This is a genomic window from Allobosea sp. (assembly GCF_035944895.1).
Taxonomy (GTDB): domain Bacteria; phylum Pseudomonadota; class Alphaproteobacteria; order Rhizobiales; family Beijerinckiaceae; genus Allobosea.
Window position 1 is genome coordinate 35,868 of the sequence record NZ_DASZAT010000010.1, and the last position, 16,196, is coordinate 52,063.

Genomic DNA, 16,196 nt, shown 5'->3' on the forward strand with positions numbered 1-16,196 from the left:
GCGGTGCCTGTCACAGTCGCAGGCCGCCATCGACTGCGATCTCGGCGCCGTTGATATAGCTGCCCTCACGTGAGCAGAGCAGCAGGGCGACACCCGCACAGTCATCGGCACGCCCGAGCCTGCCGACCGGAATGCGCGCGAGCACCTGCTCCTCGCGCCCGGGCTGGGCAAGAACGGCGCGGTTGCGGTCGGTCAGGATCGCGCCGGGCTTGACGATGTTAAAGGTGAGGTCCGGTGCCTGCGTCGTGCGGGCGAGGTTCAGGATCATGTTGGTCTGCGCGGCCTTGGTGGCCGCGTAATAGAAATGCGTCGGATTGGGGCGCGCCTCCTGCACGCTGCCGATCGCGATGACCCGGCCGAAGCCGCGCGCCAGCATGCCGGGCAGGAAAGCCTGCAGCAGCCTCACTGTGGCATGAAGGTTGATCTCGGTTTGCGCAGCCATCGCGGTTTCCGAGACCGCATCCCAAGTCTCCAAGGTTTCGACGGAGGCGCAGAGCACGAGGATATCGGGCTCGCATCGCTTCGCCTTCAATTCCACTGCCATGGCAGCCGGGGCTGCCGCCTCGGCGAGATCGGCGATCAGGGCCAAGGCTGCAAGGCCTCTTGCCCGCAGATCAGTCGTTGCCGCGTCGGCTGCAACGACATCCCGGTCATGGATGATCGCATGCGCGCCGGCCTCGGCGAGCCTCGTGGCGATCGCAAGGCCAATCCCGCGGGCCGCACCGGTGACGAGGGCGTGACGCCCTGAAAGCGGTCCCGCCATCAGCCGAGCAGCGGCTTCACGCGGGCGACCGCATCGTCCATCGCCTGCTGCGGTGGCTTGCGGCCGAGCACCGCGGCCTGCGTTTCCTCGACGAAGATGTCATGGGCACGCGCCTGCTCGTCGAAGGCGGGCAGATGGATGCGCGAGGCTTTCAGCGCCGCAGCCTCGTCGGCCGCGTAGGGCATCGCCACCTTGAGCTTCTCGTCGGCATAGGTCGAGATCCGGGTCGGGCCGTTGCCGTTGAGCGCCATCGCGGTGGTACCGGCCTTCGACGACAAGGCGCGGATGAACTCCCAGGCGAGCGGCTTCTGCCTGGCGTTCTTCGGGATCATCAGCGACCAGAACTCGACCGTTGGCGCGAAGGCCACCTTGCCGGAAAGATCAGCCGCCATCGGCGGCAGCAGCGACTTGAAGCGCCCGCCATACTTGCCCTTGGCCGGATCGTTGTAGGAGACCAGGCGCGCGAACGGGTTGATCGTCATCGCCGCCCGGCCCTGCTGCATCCAGGTGGTGATCTCCTCATTGTTCACCGTGGCGAAATTCCGTGGCAGCACGCCGGATTTGTAGAGATCGGCGAGGATCGTCAGCGCCTTGACCATGGCCGGCTCGTTGGCGGTGAGCTTGCCGTCGGCGGTCATGTAGTCGCCGCCGAGGCAGCGCGAGAATGTCAGGAAGTTCGAGGCGAAGACGGCGGTGAAGGCGAGGCCGTGAACCTGCGTGCCGTCCTCGCGCTTGAAGGTGAGCTTACGCGCGGTCTCGACCAGTTCTTCGAAACTCGCCGGCAGCTTGCCGATGCCGCGCTCCTCCAGCAGCGCCTCGTTGTAGATCAGTGCATTGGTGGCGTGGCGGACCGGGATGCCATGCAGCGCGCCATCGAGCTTGAGCGGGCCGATCAGGCCGGGCGCGAAATCGTCGAAAGCCTCGATCGGCGCATCCTTCATGAATGCATCGAGTGGCTCGAACAGCTTGAGATTGCGCGGCACAGCGCGACCATTAACGAGATAGGCGACATCGATCGAGGTCTCGGCCAGCGACGCTTCGCGCAGCAGGCGCTCATGCACGGCGTTGACGTCGCCGAAGGTGACCCAATTCAGGTTCGTTCCACTCGCCTGGCGGAAGGCCTCGGTGGCGTCGCCGCCCGGCCCGGTCGTTGCGGCGGTCCGATGGACGCGATGGCCGAGCACGGTCAGCGTCTTCGCCTGCGCGAATGTGCGGCTTGGCAATGCGGTTGCGAGCGCCGTTACGCCGGCAAGCGCGCCGAACCGGCGGCGCGAGATCGACTGTGACATGGACTTCCTCCACAAGCTTTTCGGGCGCTGTGACCGCGCCTTGACGCGCCTGTCTCAGGCCGGCAGCAGCGGCTGGACGCGCTTGACCAGCGAGGCCATCGCCTCCTCCGGCGTCTTCATGCCGAGCACCGCGGCTTCCGCTTCCTCCTTGAAGAGGTCGCCGGCGCGGGCCGCCTCGTCGAAGGCCGGCAGCGGCACGCGCGCCACCTTCAGCACCTTCAGCTCCTCGGCCGCATAGGGCACGGTTCCGGAAAAGCTCTGGTCGGCATAGGTCGAGGCGCGCACCGGCCCGTTGCCGTTGAGCGCGGCCTTCAAGGTCGCCTCCTTCGAGGCCATCGCCTTGATGAAGCTCCAGGCGAGGTCCTTGCGCCTGGCGTTCTTCGGGATGACCATGCCCCAGAACTCGACCTTGGCAGGGGCGGCATCGTATTTACCGGCCAGCGTCTTCGAGGCCGGCACGGCGATGGTCTTGATCTTGCCGGAGAATTTCGACTTCTGCGGATCGTTGTAGATGCGGTTGCGGCCCATGCTCTGCAGGCTCATGGCTGCGCGGCCCTGCTGCATCCAGACATTGACGTCCTCGGGCGACAGCGTCGCGAAATTGCGCGGGAAGGCATTGGCCTGGAAGAGCTCGCGCAAGGTCCGGATCGCGTTCAGCATCGGCGGCTGGTCGGCGGCGCATTTAAAGTCTGGCGTGATGAACTCGCCATCCCAGGCGCGGGCGAGGTCGATCACATTGGGGTAGGTCACGCCCGGCGTGCACAGGCCGACGACCTGCGTGCCGTCGGCGCGGCGGTAGCTGCAAGCCCTGGCGATCTCGATCATCTCCTCGATCGTCGCGGGCGGCTTGGAGAAGCCTTTCTCGGCCAGGATCTCCTCATTGTAGTGCAGGCCGGAGGAGGCATGGCGGAACGGCACGGCGAGCTGCTTGCCGCCGACATTCATGCCCTTCATCAGTCCGGGGAAGATGTCGGCGAGATCCTCGACGGGGTCGCGCTTGAGATAGTCGTCGAGCGGCTCGAACAGCGCCGCGGCGCGCGGCACGACTTGCGTGTTGACGACGAAGCCGACATCGACCGAGGTCTCGCCGAGACTCGCCTCGCGGAATAGCCTCTCCTGCAGCGGACCAGTGTCGAAAGTCGTCCACTGGACGCTGACGCCGTTCTTTGCGGCCCAGTCCTTGGTGATGTCGCCGCCCTGCGCGCCGGTCGCGACCGTCTGCATGACGCGATGGGTGAAGACGTTGAACGGCCCGCCTTGCTGCCCGCGCGCCGCGCCAGCGCCCAGCGCCGTGAAGCTCAGCCCGAGAATGCCGGCGCCGAACTGCCTACGGTTCAGCCCTGTCTCCGTGCTCATGCCTGTCCTCCCGATGGTTCGCGAGTTCCGCGATGGCGGCTTCAGCCGCTTCGAAATGCTTGTTCATGGCGGCGAAAGCCGCGGCCGGATCGCCGGCGCGGATCGCCTCGACGACGCGGACATGCCGCTCATAGGTGCGGCGCCAATCGTCCCTGGTGCGCTTCCCGCGCGAATTGAAGATCTCCATGACCTCACGGATCACTGGCCTGAGGCCCCTGATCTGGAAGTCGAGCAGGCGGTTGCCGGAGGAGGCCGCGATCGCCTCGTGGAAATCGAGATCGGCCTCGATCCAGCGCGGCACATGGCCGAGTGCGTCTTCCATGCGGGCGAGGATCAGGTCGAGCTTCTCGATATCCTCGGCCGAACGACGTGCCGCGCTATGGGCCGCGATCGGCGGCTCGAGAATGCGGCGCAATTCCACTGCCTCGGTCAGACCATTGGCGCGGCCACGCACGGCGAAGCGATAGAAGCGATCGAGCGGGGCGGCGTCGAGCGCCTGAATGCGGGTGGGCTTGCCCTGCTGGATATGGACGACGCCCATCGCCGCGAGCTGGCGGATCGCCTCGCGGGCGATCGGCTTGCTGACGCCGAACGAAGCGGCCATCCGCGATTCCGACGGCAAGGCGTCGCCGGGCTTCAGCCTGCCATCCTGGATCGCCTGGGTGATGCGCTGGATCACGGCGTCGCCCAGCCGCATCGGCACGACGTCGCCGCCGGCGAATGGGTCGACTCCGCCCAGCAGGGATGAAGCGGCATCGCTCATCGATCACCTCCGTTCGGAGATCATTGACAGATGCCGCTCAACTTGGCAACTGTTCAACCTATCAGATAAGATGAACACCTAGAGGACGCCGCTTCATGCCGGCCAGCCGCATCTCGAAAGTCGTTGCACATCCGCTGCGGGCGACGCTGCCCAAGGTCCAGCGGACCTCGCAGGGCGATTATCCGGCGATCGAGATCGTCGTGGTCGAGATCGAGACAGAGGACGGCACCGTCGGTTTCGGCGAGGGGCTCTGCCGCCGCGGCGCCGCCGGCTATGCCCGCTTCATCGAGGAGGCTTTGGTGCCGCGCCTGATCGGGCGCGATGCCGCCGACCGGCGAGCTCTGTGGAAAGCCATGCGCGCCGCGCTGTCCGGACGCCCGGGCGGCCAGATCGTCGAGGCGATCGCGGCGGTCGACATCGCGCTCTGGGACATCGCCGGCAAGCAGGCGGGCCAGCCGATCCACCAGCTGCTCGGCGGCATGGGACGTAGCGAAGTCGCGGCCTATGCCTCCTCGATCAACTGGCTCGACGATGCCACGGTCGAGGCCGAAGTCGCCGCCGTGCTGAAAGCCGGCTTCCGCGAGATCAAGGTCAAGCTCGGCCATCCGCTCCGGGAGGCGATCGCCCGTGCGAAACTCGTCCGCAAGCTCGCCGGCGACGACATCGCCCTCTATGTCGATGCGAACTGGGCCTATGACGTCGACGATGCCCTGATCGTCGGGCGGGCGCTGGCCGATCTCGGCTATGGCTTCTTCGAGGAGCCGATCGCACCGCAGGACCGCGAGGGCTATCGCCGCCTCGCCCAGCATCTGCCGATTCGGCTCGCCGCTGGCGAAAGCGATTTCGTGGCAAGCGACGCGCTGATCTCGCTGCAGGATCGCTCGCTCGGGCTGATCCAGCCTGACGTGACGCGTTCCGGCGGGATCAGCGAGACCTGGCGGATCTGCGAGCTCGCCGCCGCCTTCAACACGGCTTACGCCCCGCATGTCGGCTGGTCCGGCGCGATCTGCGTCGCCGCCAGCCTGCAGCTCGCCGCCGCGGCCGAAACCTTCCGCACCTTCGAGTGTATGGTCTACCAGAACCCGCTGCGCGACGCCTTCACCCACCCGATCGTCGGCGAAGGCTCGCAACTGGTCGACGGCAAGCTTTCCGTGCCGCAGGGGCCGGGGCTGGGGATCGAGATCGACCGCGAGGCGCTGGCGCGCTTCAGGATCGCCTGATGAGCGCCCGCACGCCCCTCTCCGCCGTCGCGTTGGTCACGCCGGTCCAATTGATGATCGGCGGCATCATCTTCCTGCCGGCGATCTATGTCTTCTGGCTCAGCCTCAACCAGTCCTCCTTCGGCCAGGCGGCAAGCTTCGTCGGCTTCGCCAACTACGCCAAGGTGCTGAGTGACGCCTATTTCTGGAAGGCGCTCCTCAACACGGTGATCGTCGTCGCCGTCGTGGTGCATGTCGAACTGCTTCTTGGCCTCGGCATGGCGCTGTTCTTCGCTTCGGGCGTGCCGTTCCGAGCGCTGCTGCTGGCGATCGTGCTCGCGCCCTATGCGGTCAGCGAGGTCTCGGCGGTGGTGATGTGGCGCTTCCTGTTCGAGCCCGATGTCGGGATGATGAGCCGGCTCCTGACAACGCTCAGCCTGCCGCCGATCGAATGGGCGGTGAACCCGAGCCATGGTCTCGCCATGGTCAGCCTGCTCTCGATCTGGCTGCACCTGCCCTTCAGCTTCATCATCCTCTATGCGGCGAGGCTCTCGATCCCCGGCGACCTCTATGAAGCGGCTGCGATCGACGGCGCCTCGCCCTGGACCTCGTTTCGCCGGATCACGCTGCCGCTCCTGATGCCGGCGCTGCTGATCGCTGCCCTGTTCCGCTACATCTTCGCCTTCCGCCTGTTCTCCGAGGTCTGGCTGATGACCGGCGGCGGTCCGGCGCGCTCGACCGAGGTGATGGCGGTCTATCTCTATCTCGAGGCCTTCCGCTACAACGCCTTCGGCCCGGCCGCCGCCACCGGCTGGTTGCTGGTACTCGCCTCGCTCCTGCTCGCGCTGTTCTATCTGCGCCGGCTCTACAAGGAGATGTTCGCGCGTGCCTAAGCTCCTGCGCCATCTCCTCAAGCTTGTCGGCGTTGCCGCAATCGTCGCCTGGTCGCTGGTGCCGATCGGCCTGATCGCCATGTCGTCCTTCAAGGCCGACCGCGACATTTTTTCGACCACAGGCACGCTCTCTTTTTCGCCGACCCTGGCGAACTACCAGGCGCTCTGGAGCCGCTGGGGCGATTTCTTCTTCGGGCTGTGGAACAGCTTCCTGGTCACGGTTGGCGCGACGGTGCTCGCCGTCGGCGTCTCCCTCCTCGCAGGCTTCGCCTATTCGCGCTTCGCCTCCAGGGGGCTGCAGGCCTCGGCCTTCTTCCTGATCTTCATCCGGCTGATCCCGCCGATCGTGATCACGCTGCCGCTGTTTCCGGTAGTGAACTGGCTCGGCCTCAACGACACGCATTTCGTGCTGATCGTGCTCTACGCCACCTTCTTCGTCTCGCTGGGCACGGTGGTGATGCGCACCTTCATCGACCAGATCCCGCGCGAGCTCGACGAAGCCGCGATGATGGACGGCGCCTCGCAGATGCAGATCATCGCGAAGGTGATCCTGCCGATGGCGGCTCAGGGCATGCTCGCCGTCTCGGTCTTCGTCATCGTCTACGCCTGGAACGAGTTCCTCTTCGCCTTCATCTTCACGACAACCAAGGCGAAGACCGCGCCGCTGGTGATCTCCGAGATGATCGGCGCCGTCGAGGGCGTCGAATGGGGCGTGCTCTTCGCCGCATCGACCGTGCAGCTCGTGCCGGTGCTCGCCTTCGTTATCCTCATGCAGAAGCACCTCGTCGCGGGCCTGACCGCCGGCGCGGTGAAGGGGTAATCGCCATGACCGACATCGACGCCCTGCGTCGCGCCATCCGCGAGGCCGACCCGCAGCTCAGCCGTTTCGACCCCCTGCCCCGCATCATCTGCCTCGACGATTTCGACCGTGGCATGTGCGGCTGGACGCAGCTCGTCGGCAATTACGAGGACACGCTGGACGCGATGCTGCCGGGCTATGCCCAGCACAGCCACGCCATGCTCTCGACCCTGCCGAACTGGGACTTCGGCTCGCATGGCGGCGTCGACGGTTCCTATGCGCTGAAGATCGCGACACGGCCGAAGAAGGGCGCGCAGAACGTCGCGATCAAGCGCCTGACCTTCCGCAAACCGGGGCCGATCCGGCTCGAGGCCTATTTCACCTTCAAGCCCGAGGCGAGCGAACTGCAGCTCTCGGAGACCGATATCCGCTCCTTCGGCTTCCTCTACGATCTCCAGATCGGCGATACCTCAGGCCCGGGCGACCGCGTCATGCCGCATTTGCGCTTCCTCAACGCGCAGGACGGCAAGCACATCCAGAGATGGCAGTTCAAGCGCAGGACCACGCCGATCAAGCCGGTCGGAACGGCCGGCAAGACGATCACACATTATCATCTCGCGCCCGATGACTGGGAGGACTTAGCCGGAGGCGAGCAGCGGCTCTGCTACAATGAGATCCCGACCAAGGTGAACTGGCACTATCTGCGCTTCGATTTCGATCTCGCCTCGATGCAGGCCACGCGTTTTCAGGTGAACGACCGGATCTTCGCCATGGATGGCTTCGACTGCATCCGCATCCCCGCGATGAAGAACCTGTGGTGCATGCTCAATCTCGCCTTCTTCGCCGAGACCGACACCGACAAGCGCGCCTTCGCCTATCTCGATTCCGTCTGCCTGTCGGGGGATTTCTGATGCTGCCCGAGAACCTCACCGCCGTCGTCGCCCGCAACGAGAGCTGGATCGGCGAAGCTGCGACCGAACCATACGAGGCCGGCTGGGCCAAAGAGGCGATCGTCTTCGTGCGTGCGTTGAAACAGCCGAAGGGAGCACTGCCAAAGGCGCGTATCGAGATCTCGGCCGATGGCATGCACTGGTGCGCCGAGGGTTCGGAGTTTCCACTGCCGGCGACGAAAGACGCGGTGACCTTCCAGCGCCTCGCCCATTTCGGTAACTTTGTGCGCGTGGCAGCGACACTGCCGGATGGCGCCGAGGTCACCGTGCTGGTGACGCTGCATCTGAAGGCTTAACCGCGTTGGCGCTGACCTGAGACCCCGATCATCCTCCAGATTTGAGTAGAGTCCGTCACTCACGGAGACGGACGATGCGCCCCTCACGATTCACGGAAGAACGGCATCCCCTCGGCGACCTTCTACAAGTTCAAGGCGAAGTATGGCGGGATGGACGTGTCGGATGCGCGCCGGTTGAAGACCCTCAAGGACGTCGCGATAAACCCGGAACGAGTTTACACTGTGAACGCCCGCCTCAAGAATCTGCTGGCCGAACAGATGCTCGACAACGCGATCCTGAAGGATGTCGCCGCAAAAAAATGGTGACGCCCGATGCGAAGCGGAAGGCGGTGGCTCATGCCTGCACGGTGCATGCAGTGAGCCAGCGTCGGGCGTGCCTGGCCTTGACGATCGACCGCTCGACGGTGCGCTACGCGAGCACCCGGCCGGACGATGCCCTGTTGCGCGAGGCGATGAAGGCCGTGGCAGGAGAGCGCCGGCGGTTCGGCTATCGCAGGATCCACATCATGCTGGACCGCCAGGGCATCGTGATGAACCAAAAGAAGCTGCGGCGGCTCTATCGCGAGGAGAAGTTGCAGATGCGCCGGCGCGGCGGCCGCAAACGGGCACTGGGCACGCGCAGGCCCATGCTCGTGCCTGATCGGGTCAATGCGCGCTGGAGCCTCGATTTTCTGTCCGACACGATCTCGGACGGTCGCCGCTTCAGGGTGCTCGCCATCGTCGACGACTATACGCGCGAGTGCCTGGCACTCGTCGCCGACACCTCGCTCTCGGGCCTGTGTGGCTCGCGAACTGGATGGCGTCATTCGCCTGCGCGGCCGGCCGGGGACGATCGTGTCCGACAACGGCACCGAGTTCACCGCGATGGCGATCCTGCGCTGGTGCCAGGAGACCGGCGTCGCGTGGCACTACATCGCCCCCGGCAAGCCGATGCAGAATGCCTTCGTCGAGAGCTTCAACGGGCGCTTTCGGGACGAGTGTCTCAACGACACGCTGTTCTCGACGCTCGTCGAGGCCCGCAGCGCCATCACCTCATGGAAGGAGGACTACAACCGCCACCGACCCCACTCGGCCCTCGGCAACATGACGCCCGCCGAGTTCGCCCTCAAATCCGCGCTGGAAAAGCAGGCCGCCTGAGGCCAGAAATGAAACCTAGGACTCTCCCTCAGACCGGAGGAGAAATGGGTCTCAGGTCAATCGTGTTCTTTCAGCGGATCGGCAACGCGGCAAAGCCTTTTCGTGTCTGCGAACCCAATAAGCCACTAAAAGCCCATCGACTCGTTTGAAGCTTCATATCCCGCGAATGTCCCGCAAATTATAGGAACGTGGACAGCAGAAACGTCGCAATCCGCCATCAGGCGGGAGCTTCACCAGCTAAGTGCTTGATTTCGTGGTGGGTGATGTAGGGCTCGAACCTACGACCCGCTGATTAAGAGTCAGCTGCTCTACCAACTGAGCTAATCACCCATACGCCACGAAGACGTTGTCGGCGAGGCGTGGACCGCGTCCCGACGGGCGGCGATGTAGCAAACACCCCCGCCCCTGTCCACCTGTTTGCGACAGAAATATGCAAACTCGTTTTGGACAACCTCGGCTCGCCTCGTAGCGAGCTCGACGAAAACCTGCCGCACCAGGTGCGACAGGCTGTTTTCCAGGCGATTTCAGGCCGCCGAGCGGCGATTGAGCAGATGATAGAGACCGATCGCGGCGAAGGTCGCCGTACCGATGCCGCCGAGCTCGTAGCCGAAGATCGGCAGCTTGAGATCGCCCGCGCCGAGAATCAGCGCCGTCGCCACTGTCAGCAGATTCTTCGGCTCGGCGAAGTTGACCTTGTTCTCGACCCAGATCCGGCCGGCGGTCGCAGCGATCAGGCCGAAGACGACGACGGCGAGACCGCCGAGCACAGCCACGGGAATCGTGCCGATCACCGCGCCGAACTTCGGCGAGAAGCCGAGCAGCAGCGCGATCACACCGGCTGCGACGAAGACCAGCGTCGAATAGACCCGCGTCACCGCCATCACGCCCATGTTCTCGGCATAGGTGGTGACGCCGGTGCCGCCGCCGGAGCCGGCGATCATCGTGCCGACGCCGTCGGCGAAGAAGCCGCGCCCGATCAGCCCGTCGAGATTGCGCCCGGTCATCACCGAGATGCCCTTGATGTGCCCGAGGTTCTCCGCGACCAGGATGATCGCGACCGGCACGATCAGCGCAATCGCCTTCGAATCGAACACCGGCGCGACGAAGTTCGGCAGGCCGAACCAGGCGGCCGCCGCGACCTTGCCGAAATCGACCGGCGGCGCGCCGAAGCTCGTCGCCGTCGCGGCGTAGAGGATATAGGCCGCGAGCCCGCCGATCAGCACCGGCAGACGCTGCGCCAACCCGCGCCCATAGACGGCGACCAGCGCCACCGCGACCACGGTGAATAGCGCGATCCATTTGGTGTAGGGGCTGGCCGAGATCATGTTGATCGCGACCGCGGTCAGGTTGAGGCCGATCGCCGCGACCACCGCGCCGGTCACCACCGGCGGCAGCAAGGTTTCGATCCAGCGCGTGCCGACGCCCTGCACGATCAGGCCGATCGCGGCATACACCGCGCCGCAGGCGATGATGCCGCCGAGCGCGACTGGCAGATTGGCGTTCGGGCCGGTGCCCGCATAGCCGGTCGCGGCGATGACGACGCCGATGAAGGCGAAGGAGGAGCCGAGATAGCTCGGCAGCCGCCCGCCGGTGATCACGAAGAACAGCAGCGTCGCGATGCCGGAGAAGAGGATCGCGACATTGGGGTCGAAGCCCATCAGGATCGGCGCCAGCACGGTCGAGCCGAACATGGCGACGACATGCTGCAGGCCGGCGATCACGGTCTGCCCGGTCGGCAGGCGCTCATCCGGCATCACATCGCCGGAGGTCTTCAGCGTCCAGTTCGGAAAATAGCCAGCCATCTCGCCCGCTCCCAGCCAACGCGCCTGCGCGCACCGGGACGCAATAGTGGCAAGAATCGGGCCTGCGCCAAGCGAGCGGCAGGCGCCGTCCACCGCAAACAGCGGGCTAGCGCGGAGAACCTTGTTGAAACCAGGCGCTCATCGCCGGGAGGAGCGACGGGTCTCTCTCAGGGCGCCATGCCGAAGGCGCGGTAGCGCTCCTCGGCCTGCGCATCGAGCGCCTTCGCCTTGGCGAAGTCGGCCGCCGCTTCGGCTGCATCGCCACGGCGCTGATGTGCCAGCGCACGGCCGTACCAGGCCTGCCCGAGGCGGGCGTCGAGCGACAGCGCCCGGTCGAAATCGGCGATCGCCGCATCGGTCTGGCCGAGCGCCGTGCGTAGCGCGGCGCGCGCCACCCAGCCATCCGGATCGGCCCGGTCGGCCGCGACCGCGGCGTCGAGATCGGCCAGCGCCCGCTCATATTCGCGCGCATGCTGCAGCAGCAGCGCCCGGTTGAGCAGAGCCGCGGCATTGGCGGGCGCGACCGCGACGAGATCGTCATAAGCCTTCAGTGCGGCCCCGAGCTGGCCGCGCGCCGTCAGTGCCCTCGCCCGCTGGAACAGCGCCTCGATCGAGCGTGGCTCGCTGCGCAGCGCAGCATCCGCATCGGCCTGCGCCGCGACGAAGGCGCCGTCGCGGAAGTTCAGCCGGGCGCGCTGCACCAGCGCTGCCGAATTCTCCGGCTCGAGCAGCAGGGCGACGGCGAGATCGGCCCGCGCCTGCGCCTCGCGCTGCGGCTGGCCGATGCTGAACTGGGCCCGCCGGATCAGGCGCGGCACGTCGAAGGCGTCGAGCGCCAGCGCGGCATCGAGCGCCACGAGAGGGCTCGGCGGGACAGGCAGGGCAACCGCGGCCGGCTGTTGCGGCCGCAGTGCGCGATAGACGCCTTGCAGCGCGGCGCGCTCCCGCTCGTAGCTGTCGCCTGCGCTCCGCCACAGCCCGGCCAGCCGCGCCGGCCAGACCTCGATCGAGCGGCCGAGCGCCGGCAGCAGCTCCTCGCGCCGTTCGAGCGCCCCTTCATGCTCCGGATCGACTGCGAGCAGCGCGCCATAGGCGGCGGCAGCCGCGCTGCGATCGCCACGTATCTCCTGCGCCAGCCCGAAGCCGAACAAAGTGGCGCGGTCCTGCGGCCTCAGCGCGAGCGCGGCGCGATAGGCCTCCAGCGCCGGCACCGGCCGGCCGAGCGCCAGCAGCGCATCGCCGCGCATGCCGTGCCAAGCTCCGGCATCGTGCCCGGGCCCGGCCCGGTCGAGATCGCGCAGCGCCTTGTCGTTGCGGCCGAGCTGCAGCAGGAGCTGCGCGCGGTTACGCAGCGCATTGCCGTCGCCGGGAACGAGCGCGATGGCGCGGTCGAGATCGCGCAACGCCTCCTCGCGCCGGCCGAGCCCGGCGAGCAGGCCGGCGCGGTTGTTGAGACCGAAGGCAGCATTGGGCTGGACCGCGAGCAGCCGGTCATAAGCCGCGGTCGCCTCCTCGGCGCGGCCCATCCGCTGCAGCAGGAAGGCGCGCCGGGACAGCGACGCCTCGTGCCGACCGTCGAGGCGCAGGGCCCGCTCGTAGCTGGCCAGCGCTGGCCCATCATGGCCGAGCGCCTCGAAGGCCCGCCCGCGCTCCAGCCAGACCTGCACGACGGTCGGCTCCAGCCGCAGGGCGCCATCGAAGGCGGCGATGGCCTCGCGCGGCCGCGCCAGTGCGACAAGCGATAGCCCGCGCCGGTAATGATAGGAGGTGACCTCCGGTTCGAGCGCCAGCGCGGCATCGAAATCGACGACCGCCGCCTCGTGCTCGCCCTCGTCCTGCCGGAACCGCCCCCGCGTGCCGCGCGCCCAGCTGTTGGAGGGATCGAGGGCGATGGCATCGTCGAGATCGGCCCGCGCTCCCGCGATGTTGCCGGCGCGCTCGCGCAGCAGGGCCCGGTCGGCCAGCAGCGTCGCGCGCCCGCCGAGGACCATCGCCCGTTCGATCAGCGCTGCCGCCTCGTCATGCCGGCCGAGCTCGGACAAGGTGTGCGCCCGGCCACGCAGGGCAGCCAGATGATTCGGCACCGCCTTGAGCGCCGCATCGAAATCGCGCAGCGCCTCATTGAGGGCGTTCTCGGCCTCGGAGATCCAGCCGCGGCTGGCGAGAAGATCGGCTCGAACGGTGCGATTGAACTCGCCGGTCAGGCTCTCGTCGCAAGCCGCCCGCCGCTCGGCGCCGCCGGCCTCGATCGCGCCCATGCAGACGCGCACGCGTTCCTGCGCTCGCTCGGCCCGCTCAGGCACGGTGGCAGGCGCATAAGCCGCGGCGGGCCCTGCGCCCAATACGGCAAGCGCGCCCAGCGACATCAGGCGCAGCAACTTCATCGACGGACTCTCACCATGGCTCCCCGGCCGGCGATGATGAGATCGGCAAAGGCCGCCAAAGGTCCAGAGGCCGCTGCACCGACGCAGTGAAAAAGAAACGAAAAAGCAGCCACTGTGCCGCGCCGGTGACAGCGGCACAGTGGCTGTGGACAGGCCTTTACTCCGCCGCCTGGGCGTGCACGCGGCTGCCGCGGGCGACCAGCTTGTTGAGCGCCGCCAGATAGGCCTTGCAGGAGGCGACCAGCGTGTCCGGATCGGCGCCGCGCCCGGTCACCGCTGCGCCGTCGCTCGACAGGCGCACCGTGACCTCGGCCTGCGCGTCCGTGCCTTCGGTGACGGCGTGAACGTCGTAGAGCTCCAGCACCGCCTCGTGCGGGACCAGCGCCTTGACCGCGTTGAACACCGCGTCGATCGGCCCGTTGCCTTCGGCCTCCTCGGCCACGACCCGGCCGTCGATGTCGAGCTTCAGCATGGCGCGCTGCGGGCCGCGCGTGCCGGCGATCACCGTCAGCGAGACCAGCTTCACCCGGTCATGGGCGGTGGCCAGATTCTCGTCGACCAGCGCCTCGATATCCTCGTCGTAGACATGCTTCTTGCGGTCGGCGAGCGCCTTGAAGCGGGTGAAGGCGTCCTCCAGCTGGTTGTCGCCGAGTTCGTAGCCCATCTCGGTCAGCTTGGAGCGGAAGGCGGCGCGGCCGGAATGCTTGCCCATCACCAGCGAGGTCTTGGTCACGCCGACAGAGGCCGGGGTCATGATCTCGTAGGTCTGCTGGTGCTTCAGCATGCCGTCCTGGTGGATGCCGCTCTCATGGGCGAAGGCGTTCCGGCCGACGATCGCCTTGTTGTACTGCACCGGGAAGGAGCAGGCACTCGACACCGCCTTGGAGGCGCGCATCAGATAGGTCGCGTCGATGCCGGTGTCGTAGGGCATGACGTCGCCACGCACCCGCAGCGCCATCACGATCTCCTCCAGCGCCGCGTTGCCGGCGCGCTCGCCGATGCCGTTGATCGTGCACTCAACCTGTCGCGCCCCGCCCTCGACCGCCGCCAGCGAATTGGCGACGGCGAGCCCCAGATCATTGTGGCAATGCGCCGAGAAGATCGCCTTGTCGGCATTGGGCACGCGCTCGCGCACCGCCTTGAACATGGCGCGGTATTCGTCCGGCGTGGCGTAGCCGACGGTATCGGGCAGGTTGATCGTGGTAGCCCCTGCCCTGATCGCGGTCTCGACCGCCCGGCAGAGATAATCGATCGGCGTGCGGGTCGAATCCATGCCCGACCATTCGACGTCCTCGACCAGGTTGCGCGCCTGCGTCACCGTTTTGGTGATGATCTCCAGCACCTCCTCCTCGCTCTTGCGCATCTGGTGCTGCAGATGGATCGGCGAGGTCGAGACGAAGGTGTGGATGCGGGGCTTCGCCGCATGGCGCACCGCCTCGCCGGCGCGGGCGATGTCGGCGGCGATGGCGCGCGCCAGGCCCGCGACACTCGCGCGCTTGATCCGGGAGGCGATCGCCGAGACCGCCTCGAAATCACCGTCCGAGGCGATCGGAAAGCCGGCCTCGATGATATCGACGCCCATCGCGTCCAGCATGTCGGCGACCTCGAGCTTCTCCTCGAAGGTCATGGTCGCGCCGGGGCATTGCTCGCCGTCACGCAGCGTGGTGTCGAAGATCAGAACCCGGTCCTTGGCGGAGACGGTGTTGCCTGCATTGCTCATGGGTCTTGTCCCTGGTCAGGGCGCGCCGCATCTCGGTTTCGGGCTGGCGCGCGAGGTCTGGAGCTTGTGTTCTCGTCACCCCCTGAGCGCCCAGGCACACGTGCCCGGCCGGCCCTCAGGGGCAGGTAAGAAGAAGCAGCTGACCAAGGAGCGAGGGAGCGCGCGACGGCGCACACATGCCGGCCGTCCGCGCAACGGCGCGGTTCAGGCTCTCGGCATGGGTGGCGGATGCGGCCACGAACGATCCTCTCGACGACTTGGGCTGTCTACCGGATCGGAGGATAGGAAGGCAAGCCCGGGAGGTCTTGAACGTTCGTGCGCGGCCTCAGCCGGCCGCCCCCGCCCGCTCCTTCAGCGTCCTCGTCGGCGCGACCGGCCCCGGCCAGACCTGCAGCCGGTAGAAATCGTCGCCCTCAAGCCCGTCCTCGCTCAGGTCGTCGAGGCCGACATAGGAGACCCGCAGGCGATAGCTCCCGGGCGCCAGCGAAAAGCGCGCCCGCTCCTGCGGCGAGCCTTCGGTGCAGCCTATCAGCATCATCTGGCCGGAACGCACCCTGAAGGAACACTCGTTGACCAGCTCCCATTCGCCGAAATCAGTCTCGGGCGCCGCGTCATGGACGGAGAGCACGACCGGGACGTTCATGTTCCGGGCCGTGGCGATGCCGACCGAGCATTCGCCAACGGCGAGCATCCGCTCCACCGTCTCGTCGGTCCAGAACGCCCCCCAATCCTCGTCGACCGCCTCGTCCTGAAGATAGAACTGGAAGTAGTCGGCGAAGATTTCGAGCTCGGCGGTATGCAGCACGGTCATGACGATCAGGGTTCCGTCGAATTGTGACGGGAGT

At 66.8% G+C, this 16,196-nt stretch carries 13 protein-coding genes, 1 tRNA gene and 1 pseudogene; 6 read left to right on the forward strand and 9 right to left on the reverse strand.

Annotated features, from left to right (window positions below; translation table 11 throughout):
* Positions 1-10 precede the first annotated feature (10 nt).
* Genes VGV58_RS15675 through VGV58_RS15690 form a run of 4 tightly spaced genes read right to left on the reverse strand, consistent with a single transcriptional unit; the run spans position 11 to position 4,171 of the window.
* Complete coding sequence (locus VGV58_RS15675) at positions 11-763, reverse strand: SDR family NAD(P)-dependent oxidoreductase (protein WP_326874967.1); 753 nt, start codon at positions 761-763, stop codon at positions 11-13.
* The gene (locus VGV58_RS15680; RefSeq protein WP_326874968.1) at positions 763-2,052 is read right to left on the reverse strand and encodes an ABC transporter substrate-binding protein; all 1,290 of its coding nucleotides are present in this window, start codon (positions 2,050-2,052) and stop codon (positions 763-765) included. Before VGV58_RS15680 ends, VGV58_RS15675 begins: the two co-directional genes overlap by 1 nt.
* 54 nt (positions 2,053-2,106) lie before the next feature.
* The gene (locus tag VGV58_RS15685; protein WP_326874969.1) at positions 2,107-3,408 is read right to left on the reverse strand and encodes an ABC transporter substrate-binding protein; all 1,302 of its coding nucleotides are present in this window, start codon (positions 3,406-3,408) and stop codon (positions 2,107-2,109) included.
* Positions 3,380-4,171, reverse strand: coding sequence for a FadR/GntR family transcriptional regulator (locus tag VGV58_RS15690; RefSeq protein WP_326874970.1), 792 nt, complete (start codon positions 4,169-4,171; stop codon positions 3,380-3,382). The genes VGV58_RS15685 and VGV58_RS15690 overlap by 29 nt, the downstream gene beginning before the upstream one ends.
* 95 nt (positions 4,172-4,266) lie before the next feature.
* On the opposite strand from VGV58_RS15690, the gene VGV58_RS15695 reads away from it, so the two are divergent.
* The 6 genes and pseudogenes from VGV58_RS15695 to VGV58_RS15720 all read left to right on the forward strand — a co-directional run.
* Positions 4,267-5,391: a mandelate racemase/muconate lactonizing enzyme family protein gene (locus tag VGV58_RS15695; RefSeq protein WP_326874971.1), complete on the forward strand. Its 1,125-nt coding sequence runs from the start codon at positions 4,267-4,269 to the stop codon at positions 5,389-5,391.
* Positions 5,391-6,263 carry a carbohydrate ABC transporter permease gene (locus tag VGV58_RS15700; protein WP_326874972.1) on the forward strand — a complete coding sequence of 291 codons (873 nt, stop codon included), beginning with the start codon at positions 5,391-5,393 and terminating at the stop codon, positions 6,261-6,263. Before VGV58_RS15695 ends, VGV58_RS15700 begins: the two co-directional genes overlap by 1 nt.
* Entirely contained in the window at positions 6,256-7,083 is an 828-nt protein-coding gene (locus tag VGV58_RS15705; protein ID WP_326874973.1) for a carbohydrate ABC transporter permease, read from the forward strand. The genes VGV58_RS15700 and VGV58_RS15705 overlap by 8 nt, the downstream gene beginning before the upstream one ends.
* A 5-nt stretch (positions 7,084-7,088) precedes the next feature.
* Complete coding sequence (locus VGV58_RS15710; RefSeq protein ID WP_326874974.1) at positions 7,089-7,973, forward strand: DUF6772 family protein; 885 nt, start codon at positions 7,089-7,091, stop codon at positions 7,971-7,973.
* Positions 7,973-8,308, forward strand: coding sequence for a hypothetical protein (locus VGV58_RS15715; protein ID WP_326874975.1), 336 nt, complete (start codon positions 7,973-7,975; stop codon positions 8,306-8,308). The genes VGV58_RS15710 and VGV58_RS15715 overlap by 1 nt, the downstream gene beginning before the upstream one ends.
* Before the next feature lie 93 nt (positions 8,309-8,401).
* Positions 8,402-9,445 (forward strand): annotated as a pseudogene (locus VGV58_RS15720) (IS3 family transposase); the annotation flags it as partial.
* A gap of 254 nt (positions 9,446-9,699) precedes the next feature.
* Here VGV58_RS15720 and VGV58_RS15725 read toward each other — a convergent pair.
* From VGV58_RS15725 to VGV58_RS15745, 5 genes are all read right to left on the reverse strand, one after another.
* Positions 9,700-9,775: transfer RNA gene (locus tag VGV58_RS15725), tRNA-Lys, on the reverse strand.
* A gap of 194 nt (positions 9,776-9,969) precedes the next feature.
* Positions 9,970-11,247, reverse strand: a complete 1,278-nt coding sequence (locus VGV58_RS15730; RefSeq protein WP_326874976.1) for a solute carrier family 23 protein — start codon at positions 11,245-11,247, stop codon at positions 9,970-9,972.
* Between the two features lie 167 nt (positions 11,248-11,414).
* Positions 11,415-13,631, reverse strand: coding sequence for a tetratricopeptide repeat protein (locus VGV58_RS15735; RefSeq protein ID WP_326874977.1), 2,217 nt, complete (start codon positions 13,629-13,631; stop codon positions 11,415-11,417).
* A 157-nt stretch (positions 13,632-13,788) separates the two neighbouring features.
* Complete coding sequence (locus VGV58_RS15740) at positions 13,789-15,351, reverse strand: 2-isopropylmalate synthase (RefSeq protein ID WP_326874978.1); 1,563 nt, start codon at positions 15,349-15,351, stop codon at positions 13,789-13,791.
* A gap of 325 nt (positions 15,352-15,676) precedes the next feature.
* Positions 15,677-16,162, reverse strand: a complete 486-nt coding sequence (locus tag VGV58_RS15745; RefSeq protein WP_326874979.1) for a hypothetical protein — start codon at positions 16,160-16,162, stop codon at positions 15,677-15,679.
* Positions 16,163-16,196 lie beyond the last annotated feature (34 nt).

Excerpts from the sequence above, each read along its gene's own strand:
- VGV58_RS15735 (WP_326874977.1), bottom strand. The coding sequence starts at position 13,631 with ATGAAGTTGCTGCGCCTGATGTCGCTGGGCGCGCTTGCCGTATTGGGC.
- VGV58_RS15715 (WP_326874975.1), top strand. The coding sequence starts at position 7,973 with ATGCTGCCCGAGAACCTCACCGCCGTCGTCGCCCGCAACGAGAGCTGG.
- VGV58_RS15740 (WP_326874978.1), bottom strand. The coding sequence starts at position 15,351 with ATGAGCAATGCAGGCAACACCGTCTCCGCCAAGGACCGGGTTCTGATC.
- VGV58_RS15700 (WP_326874972.1), top strand. The coding sequence starts at position 5,391 with ATGAGCGCCCGCACGCCCCTCTCCGCCGTCGCGTTGGTCACGCCGGTC.
- VGV58_RS15695 (WP_326874971.1), top strand. The coding sequence starts at position 4,267 with ATGCCGGCCAGCCGCATCTCGAAAGTCGTTGCACATCCGCTGCGGGCG.
- VGV58_RS15730 (WP_326874976.1), bottom strand. The coding sequence starts at position 11,247 with ATGGCTGGCTATTTTCCGAACTGGACGCTGAAGACCTCCGGCGATGTG.
- VGV58_RS15675 (WP_326874967.1), bottom strand. The coding sequence starts at position 763 with ATGGCGGGACCGCTTTCAGGGCGTCACGCCCTCGTCACCGGTGCGGCC.
- VGV58_RS15685 (WP_326874969.1), bottom strand. The coding sequence starts at position 3,408 with ATGAGCACGGAGACAGGGCTGAACCGTAGGCAGTTCGGCGCCGGCATT.
- VGV58_RS15745 (WP_326874979.1), bottom strand. The coding sequence starts at position 16,162 with ATGACCGTGCTGCATACCGCCGAGCTCGAAATCTTCGCCGACTACTTC.
- VGV58_RS15710 (WP_326874974.1), top strand. The coding sequence starts at position 7,089 with ATGACCGACATCGACGCCCTGCGTCGCGCCATCCGCGAGGCCGACCCG.
- VGV58_RS15680 (WP_326874968.1), bottom strand. The coding sequence starts at position 2,052 with ATGTCACAGTCGATCTCGCGCCGCCGGTTCGGCGCGCTTGCCGGCGTA.
- VGV58_RS15690 (WP_326874970.1), bottom strand. The coding sequence starts at position 4,171 with ATGAGCGATGCCGCTTCATCCCTGCTGGGCGGAGTCGACCCATTCGCC.